At 55.6% G+C, this 7,827-nt stretch carries 8 protein-coding genes; 2 read left to right on the forward strand and 6 right to left on the reverse strand.

Annotation, left to right across the window (positions count from 1 at the left end; all coding sequences use genetic code 11):
• On the forward strand, positions 1-603 hold a 603-nt coding region (locus DW724_RS12550), incomplete at its 5' end, for an electron transfer flavoprotein subunit alpha/FixB family protein (protein WP_147358663.1).
• 180 nt (positions 604-783) lie between these two features.
• Here DW724_RS12550 and DW724_RS12555 read toward each other — a convergent pair.
• The 5 genes from DW724_RS12555 to DW724_RS12575 all read right to left on the reverse strand — a co-directional run bounded on the left by DW724_RS12555 (position 784) and on the right by DW724_RS12575 (position 6,240).
• Positions 784-1,194, reverse strand: a complete 411-nt coding sequence (locus tag DW724_RS12555) for a hypothetical protein (protein WP_118481154.1) — start codon at positions 1,192-1,194, stop codon at positions 784-786.
• A 203-nt stretch (positions 1,195-1,397) separates the two neighbouring features.
• On the reverse strand, positions 1,398-3,893 hold the full coding sequence (locus DW724_RS12560) for an ATP-dependent Clp protease ATP-binding subunit (RefSeq protein WP_118761718.1): 2,496 nt from the start codon (positions 3,891-3,893) through the stop codon (positions 1,398-1,400).
• 137 nt (positions 3,894-4,030) lie between these two features.
• Complete coding sequence (locus DW724_RS12565) at positions 4,031-5,032, reverse strand: ATP--guanido phosphotransferase (protein ID WP_118761719.1); 1,002 nt, start codon at positions 5,030-5,032, stop codon at positions 4,031-4,033.
• Positions 5,029-5,574: a UvrB/UvrC motif-containing protein gene (locus DW724_RS12570; RefSeq protein ID WP_118761720.1), complete on the reverse strand. Its 546-nt coding sequence runs from the start codon at positions 5,572-5,574 to the stop codon at positions 5,029-5,031. The genes DW724_RS12565 and DW724_RS12570 overlap by 4 nt, the downstream gene beginning before the upstream one ends.
• A gap of 210 nt (positions 5,575-5,784) precedes the next feature.
• Positions 5,785-6,240, reverse strand: a complete 456-nt coding sequence (locus DW724_RS12575) for a CtsR family transcriptional regulator (RefSeq protein ID WP_117752031.1) — start codon at positions 6,238-6,240, stop codon at positions 5,785-5,787.
• Between the two features lie 317 nt (positions 6,241-6,557).
• Between DW724_RS12575 and DW724_RS12580 the strand changes: the two genes are divergently transcribed.
• The gene (locus DW724_RS12580; protein WP_110435960.1) at positions 6,558-6,728 is read left to right on the forward strand and encodes a DUF362 domain-containing protein; all 171 of its coding nucleotides are present in this window, start codon (positions 6,558-6,560) and stop codon (positions 6,726-6,728) included.
• A 914-nt stretch (positions 6,729-7,642) separates the two neighbouring features.
• Here DW724_RS12580 and DW724_RS15875 read toward each other — a convergent pair.
• The coding region (locus tag DW724_RS15875) for a hypothetical protein (protein ID WP_207665663.1) at positions 7,643-7,827 on the reverse strand (185 nt) is incomplete at its 5' end.

Consider the following 7,827-nt stretch of genomic DNA (forward strand, 5'->3'; position numbering starts at 1 on the left):
CGTCCGGCATTCGGCGGTCACCTGATGGCTACCATTATCTGCCCGCGCTTCCGTCCGCAGATGGCTACCGTTCGTCCGGGCGTACTGAAGAAGGGCGAGTACAACGAGGCTAAGGCTAACGCAGTAGTTGTTGAGCCGGTAGCTTTCGAGTTGTCCGAGGCTGACATCAAGACCAAGGTTCTCGAGGTCGTTAAGGAAGCTAAGGAGCTGGTTGACCTGACCGGCGCTGAGGTAGTTGTATCTGTAGGCCGTGGTATCTCCAAGGACGTTGAGACCGGCATCAAGCTGGCTGAAGAGCTGGCTGGCCTGTTCGGCGGCGTTGTTGGCGGTTCCCGTGCTGCTATCGACTCCGGCTGGCTGTCTGCTGACCACCAGGTTGGTCAGACCGGCAAGACCGTACATCCGAAGCTGTACGTTGCTCTGGGTATTTCCGGTGCTATCCAGCACAAGGCTGGCATGCAGGATTCCGAGTGCATCGTAGCAGTTAACAAGTCTGATTCCGCTCCGATCTTCGACGTAGCTGACTACGGCATCTGCGGCGATCTGTTCAAGGTTGTTCCGATGATGATCGACGCAATCAAGGCTGCTAAGGAGTCTAAGTAATTTTTGACTGCGCGATAGCGGCGCATCCCGTCGTCAAACGGCTCGCTGCGTACTGTTGTACGCGGCCTCGCCGCTTTCCTCGGCCTGCTTGCTCTTGCTTGTCAAAATACTGCTTCGATTGAGCATCAATTCGAATAGAAAAAGCCTCTGTCCGATGGACAGAGGCTTTTTTGTGCCGCTTTAGGTTTCATTATCCGGAGAATACGGCGGATATTCGGGATAATGGTCGAAATAATATTCGACGTGATAAATACCATAGTAATCGTTTACGATTTTGCGGACTTCCTCGGCGTAGAGGTTTGTAGAAAGGCTGCCATAAGTACCGGTTAATATTTTGTACGGATTTTCTTCGTATCGAGTGACAAGATCGGTTGTTAGCTCTTGAAAACCGACAGAGGTTTTGTAGTTATGCGGCACAGCTGCACCTTTTGACGCCATAAATTCAGTGCGTTCGAGGTCTGACAGGTCAGACAGCCGGATTCCGGTCCGCATATATTCCGAAACCGGCGGCGTGTTTTTGACTGCAACGGTCATAATCACAATGGTGGCGAACAGCAGGACGAAAAGTGCTTTGATTCGTGGTTTCAGCATGGTATCACCGCCCTTGTCTTGTATATGTTCATTATACTATAAAATCGGTCCGATTTGGAAGAATAGATTTCGATTGGTTGCGAATTACGGGTGCTTCCATTCTCCATTTTTCATTCTCAATTCTGTGCACAGACCAAAAAGACGCAAAACCCAAAGAGGTACGATTCTCACGAATCGTACCTCTTTCGCTATCCAGATAAGGATTATTCGTCCTTATTTTCAGTTTCTGCGGGAGTCTTTGCATCCTTATGCGTCAGCACCAGCTTGTCGTCGGCGGCATCGAGCGTTACGCTGTCGCCTTTCTTGATCTTGCCCTCAAGGGATTCCTCAGCAACAAGATCCTCGACCTCGTTGGTAACAGCGCGGCGCAGCGGGCGGGCACCGTAAACCGGATCAAAACCAGCCTTGGCAAGGTGCTTCTTGGCAGCCTCGGTCCAATCCATGGTGATCTCCATATCCTGCATGCGGGCAGCAACCTTGCGGAGCATGCCGTCGGCAATCTGTGCAATCTCGTCCTCGTTCAGACGGTTGAACACGATGATGTCATCAATACGGTTGAGGAATTCCGGACGAACCGCGGTCTTGAGTTCCGCCATAACGTCGGCCTTGATCTGCTCAAAGGTGCGCCCTGCAGCGTCCTCCGGCTTGCCGTCCGCAAAGCCAAGCGACTTGCGGCCGCTGCCGGTGATCTTCTGTGCGCCGATGTTGGAGGTCATGATGATGATGGTATTCTTGAAGTCTACATGGCGGCCCTGACCGTCGGTCAGGATACCATCTTCAAGAATCTGCAGCAGGATGTTGAATACATCCGGGTGTGCCTTTTCGATCTCATCGAACAGGACAACCGAGTACGGATGACGGCGAACCTTCTCGGACAGCTGACCGCCCTCATCGTAGCCAACATATCCCGGAGGCGAACCGATCATACGCGAAACGGCGTGTTTCTCCATATATTCGGACATATCAATGCGGATCAGCGCATTTTCATCGCCGAACATGGCCTCGGCCAGTGCCTTGCTCAGCTCGGTCTTGCCGACACCGGTCGGGCCGAGGAACAGGAACGAACCGATCGGGCGCTTCGGGTCGCGCAGGCCGACACGGCTGCGGCGGATTGCTTTAGCAACGGCGGTTACAGCCTCGCTCTGACCGATGACACGCTGATGCAGCGTATCCTCGAGGTGCAGCAGGCGCTGACCCTCGTCCTCGGTCAGCTGAGCAACCGGAACACCGGTCCAGCCGGAGATAACGGCTGCAATGTCGTCCTCGGTGACAGCACCGTGCGACTTGGTCTGCTGGTCGGCCCACTCCTTCTTGCGAGCCTCCATCGCTTCGCGCTTGGACTTCTCCTCGTCACGCAGCTTGGCGGCGTTCTCAAAGTCCTGACCCTTGACGGCCTCTTCCTTCTTTGCGGCAACGGCGGCGATTTCGTCCTCGAGCTGCTTCAAATCCGGCGGAGTGGTCAGGCTGGACAGGCGAACGCGGGAGCAGGCCTCATCAATTACGTCGATTGCCTTATCCGGCAGATAACGACCGGTTACATAGCGGACAGACAGCTTGACAGCGGCTTCAATGGCCTCGTCCGGAATCTTGATGCGGTGATGTGCTTCGTACTTGTCGCGCAGACCCTTCAAAATCTCAACGGCATCCTCGGCGGACGGCTCGTTGATCTGAACAGGCTGGAAACGACGTTCCAGAGCGGCATCCTTCTCAATATTCTTGCGGTACTCGTCAAGCGTGGTTGCACCGATGACCTGTACCTCACCGCGGCTCAGTGCCGGCTTCAGGATATTCGCAGCGTCAGCCGCGCCCTCAGCCGCACCGGCGCCCATCAGCATGTGCATCTCATCAATGAACAGGATGGTGTCCTTCTTGGCGGTCAGCTCTTCGATGACCTTCTTGATGCGCTCCTCGAACTCGCCGCGGTACTTGGTGCCTGCGATCATGCCGGTCAGGTCGAGCGAGATCAGGCGCTTGCCCTTCAGGGTCTCCGGTACGTCGCCGGAAACAATCTTCTGAGCAAGACCCTCGACAACGGCGGTCTTGCCGACACCCGGATCACCGATCAGCGCCGGGTTGTTCTTGGTACGGCGGGACAGAATCTGGATGACACGCTGAATCTCCTTGGAGCGGCCGATAACCGGGTCCAGCTTGCCCTCCTTGGCAGCGGCGGTCAGGTCGCGGCCAAACTGGCTGAGCGCGTCCTTGCTGTCAGCGCCGCCGTTTGCAGCAGTGCCAGGCTCGCCGGAAACGCTGTCCTGTACGCCGCCGAGCGCCTCATTCAGCTTCTCAACAAGGATCTGCGGGGTGATACGCAGGTTGGCCAGTGCGGTCAGTGCCACATTCTGCCCTTCGCGCAGGATGCCGAGCAGCAGATGTTCGGTGCCGACATAGCCGGTGCCCATCTCATTCGCGGACTGCACAGACAGCTCCACAATGCGTTTGGTGCGCGGCGTCATGCCCTGCGGCGCGGTGGAATCCGGGGTGCCGCGGCCGGACAGATCTTCAATCTGCTTAACGAGTGCTTCATCGGTCACGCCGGCGGCAGCGAGTGCCTTGGCGGCCGGGCCGCCGCCCTCACGCAGCAGGCCGAGCAGCAGGTGCTCCGAGCCGATGTAGCTGTGGCCGAACGAAGCGGCCGCTTCCTGTGCAAGCGTCAGTGCCTGACGGGCACGCTCGGTAAAACGATTTTGATAGAACATAAATAACACTCCTTTCAGAGTAGGAAAATAGCTTGATTTAGGGGTAAAACGTCCTCGCAGGGGCGCACAGTGTGCGCCCGAATTTCAGCATCGTGGTTGGAGTAGGCGCACACTGTGCGCCCCTACGGGACAGGTGATTAGTTGAATTGAATAGGCTTTGTCGCTTCACGCAGGATTTCCGCGCGTTTCTTATCGCGGTCCTGCGGTGCGCCGTTCAGCATTGCCGGACGGATGTGCTCCTCCAGTGCGTACAGCTTCTGCGCGTCCATACCGGACAGGAAACCCATCTGCAGACCAATCAGAACATTGGAAATGCACTGAACGGCTTCATTCGTGTCAATCAGATATGCACTCCGCAACGTGCCTGCTGCGCGGTAAATACGGTCACGCAGTGCGGGTTCGTTCTGGCTGCGTACCTGCTCACGCGCCTTTTTCTCGGCGTCGATGATAGTGGTCGCGGTCTCTACCAGCTTGTCGGTCAGCTCTGCGGCAGACGCACCGAGAGTAACCTGATTGGACACCTGATAGAATCCGCCGACCGCCTGCGAGCCTTCACCGTAGGTGCCGCGAACGGCACAGCCGCGGCTGCCCGCGTAGCCGATGATGCGGTCCATCTGCTCGGTTGCGGTCAGCATCGGCAGGTGCAGCATGATGGAGGCGCGGAGACCGGTGCCGATATTGGTCGGGCAGGCGGTCAGGTAGCCGAGGCGCTCGTCATACGCGAACGGCAACGCCGCTTCGATGAGCGAAGCTACACGGTTTGCGGTTTCGAGACATTCCTTCGGGCAAAGACCGGTGCCGATGACCTGCAGACGCAGGTGATCCTCTTCGCCGACCATGATGGACACGCCGCCGTCCTTGGAGACGATCAGCCAGCCGCCGTTCTGCGCCAGCTCAGGGGAGATGAGGTGTTCCTCAACCAGTTGAGAGGCTTCGGTCGAACGGGGGATGATCTGCTTCTTGTCAAACTCCGGACCGATGGTCGGGTTTTCTTTCAGTGCAGCGAATATCTTGTCAGCAATTTCACTGTGCTGCTGTTCGGTCAGACGGAACGGATAGCCTTTAATATTTCGTGCCAGACGTACGCGGCTGGACGCTGCCAGACCGGTAAAGCCGCCGTGAATCTCAAACATACTCATTTCTGTTCACCCTCCATTCTGCGGATCTCATCGCGCAGGCTTGCTGCGCGCTCGTAATCTTCGCTTTCAACTGCCGCCTTCAGCTGTGCCTTGAGGTCAGCCACCGGATCTGCCTTCGGCTGCTCGGGGGCCGCCGGAGCCGTGCCGATATGACGCGTTGCACCGTGGATTTTCTGCACATACGGATTCAGAATGTCCGCAAACGTGGAGTAGCAGTCCGGGCAGCCGACGCGGCCGGTGCGGCGCAGTTCGCTTTCGGTCATGCCGCAGGTCGGGCACTTGCGCTCGGTGCCGAGCATGGTAGCGGTCGGAGCCGCCTCGCCCAGCATGTCATTCCACAGGCTGCCAAAGCCGCCGCCGAGGAACGAATGGAACGGATCGCTCCAGAAGTGGTTCATCGACTGAAATGCGTTTTCAAACGCACCGCCGAGGTTTTCCTTCTGTGCACATTCCGGACACAGGTGCATCTCACGGGTGACACCGTTTACGGTTTCCTTATAATACATGGTAGCTTCATTCTTGCCGCATTTTTCGCATTTCATAAGTCAAAACTCCTCTCCAAGAGATTCTATACTTTTATATAAGGTAAATTGGTTTGCTTTTTCATTTTCATTCAAATCCAGCTTTGCCGGGTTTGAATACCGCTGCCCGCGCCGTGGCGGCGCGTCCTCGTTCGCTGTGCGAACGAGAGGGGGTTATCCGAAAAAGTTTCTTCGGAACTTTTTCGGTATCTAAGGGGGACAGCGTCCCCCTTAGACTGTCGCAACGCCCATTACCGCACATCGGTAAATGGCGGCTCGCAGTCTGTCGCGGTCGGTTTTATCAACCTCCGCCAGCGCACCGTCCGAGCAAGCGGACAGCAGCAGCTGACCTTCGCGCTGGGTAAGCAGCTCAGCGGAAACGAGTGCGCGTGTCAGACGCGCCGCGTCGTTCTGGCTTAGCCGTCCGCCGATACCGCGTGCCGCTTCGAGCAGCGTGCGCTGCTTGTCATCCAGCAGACGGATGATGCGGATGAAACCGCCGCCGCCGCGCTGGCTCTCAACCAGATAACCATGCTCCGGTGTGAAGCGGGTCTCTATCACATAATTGATTTGACTCGGTACGCACGAAAACCGGTCAGCAAGGCTTTTGCGCTGCAGCTCAGCAACGCCGCCGCCGTCTGACAGCATCTCACCGATGAAGTCGGCGATCACATCGGACATTTTCATGGTGTTTCACTTCCTTCCGGGGAAGGCACTCGCTCATCTGACCTTCCCTGATCATTGTCTATATTGTATATCCGGAGGCGTCCAAAATCAAGAGAAAAATTTGACCATTTCTGACTATTAAAGAGAGGTAGATAAGGCTAACCATTGGTTTTCTCGTTATATCGCTTTGAATCACGATTTTTCTCGGTTTTTCATAAACTGACCCAAATTGTGTACTATGATAAAAGTTACCAAAGACTAACCACTTGTTTTTGTTGCTTTTTTTAAATCTTGTGGTAAAATGATAATTGTAAAATACATTTGGAGGTGCAATACCAATGGCATATGTTATCGGTGGCGGCTGCATTATGTGCGGCTCTTGCGCTGGCGAGTGCCCGGTTGGCGCTATCGCTGAGGGCGACGGCAAGTACGAGATCAACGCTGACGCATGTGTAGATTGCGGTACCTGCGCAGGTTCCTGCCCGGTAGGCGCTATCTCTCAGGGCTAATTCCTGAACACATATAAAGCGAAGTACAAAACCCTGTTCCGTTCGGAATGGGGTTTTTACTTTTGCCTAAAACAGCAGAGCGGTCGCGCATTCTTGGCACCGAATGGCTGGGGTACGCGAACTGCGTAAGTGTGTTCGTCCTTTTCCGGGCAGCATCTTTTTCTGCACCGGAAAGCCGGGGTGCACGAACTGCGTCAGCGTGTTCGTCCCTAACGGGCGGAGAGTTTTTCGCTGAACCTCAGCAGGGAATTGCGCTCTGCGGAGCGCGGGAGAGTGCGGCGCCCGCCGCGGGGGCAAAAAGGAAGGACAACCTGCGGTTTTCCTTCCTCTTTGAACTCCTACCTTTCCCTTGCTTGATAGTCCGGCGCAGATTGCCAACATGTGACCGCTGCGAAATAGGGGGACGGCAGAGGATTTTTTCTCTGCTACGGACGAACTACCTTCGGAGTCCGTCCTCTTGAGCAACCTGTTCGCAGGGTCAGATACCGTTCTGCTACACATGCGGGTTAATCAACGCAAGGCGCGGCATGACAGTGCCGCGCAAATCCTTGGCACGTTGTACCGCACGGCACTTACGAGTTTAGACGTTTGGTACAATTTATTCTCGCAGACCCTGTCTATAATAACGCGCTAACGAATTGCGCGGCACTGGTATCCCACAGGGGACCTTCTCTTGCCCTTCGGGCAATTCACCTTGTGCCGCGCCCAGCGAAGACTAACCCACCTGTGTAGCAGTAATCTATCTGTGAACTACGAATATTTCACGAAAGACACGCAACGGTAACCCGACTGCCGTTCCCCCATTTCGGAGCGGTCGCCGGTCTCTGGTCTGCGCCAGACCCTCTAAGAGAAAGGGGAGATACACAAGAGGGTGGAAACCGCAGGTGTCTACCCTCTTGTGCGCCCGCGCGGCGTCAGCGCACATTTCGTTCGCTTCTCAAGCGGCGGCTATATCTATATATAATAGGAATAGGCGAAGAAAAAAACACTTGAAATTTCCACACAATATGATATAATGGAAAAACTGAAATTTCAATGCCTTGCAAGCTTATGCTCGCAAGGCGTTCTTTTTTTGCCTTGCGGCATAGACGGTGCAGAA

The organism is Butyricicoccus sp. AM27-36 (genome assembly GCF_003480945.1).
Classification (GTDB): domain Bacteria; phylum Bacillota; class Clostridia; order Oscillospirales; family Butyricicoccaceae; genus Agathobaculum; species Agathobaculum butyriciproducens.

Bases quoted from the DNA above. Each gene is read 5' to 3' on its own strand.
- DW724_RS12555 (WP_118481154.1), bottom strand. From the start codon at position 1,194: ATGCTGAAACCACGAATCAAAGCACTTTTCGTCCTGCTGTTCGCCACC.
- DW724_RS12560 (WP_118761718.1), bottom strand. From the start codon at position 3,893: ATGTTCTATCAAAATCGTTTTACCGAGCGTGCCCGTCAGGCACTGACG.
- DW724_RS12565 (WP_118761719.1), bottom strand. From the start codon at position 5,032: ATGAGTATGTTTGAGATTCACGGCGGCTTTACCGGTCTGGCAGCGTCC.
- DW724_RS12570 (WP_118761720.1), bottom strand. From the start codon at position 5,574: ATGAAATGCGAAAAATGCGGCAAGAATGAAGCTACCATGTATTATAAG.
- DW724_RS12575 (WP_117752031.1), bottom strand. From the start codon at position 6,240: ATGAAAATGTCCGATGTGATCGCCGACTTCATCGGTGAGATGCTGTCA.
- DW724_RS12580 (WP_110435960.1), top strand. From the start codon at position 6,558: ATGGCATATGTTATCGGTGGCGGCTGCATTATGTGCGGCTCTTGCGCT.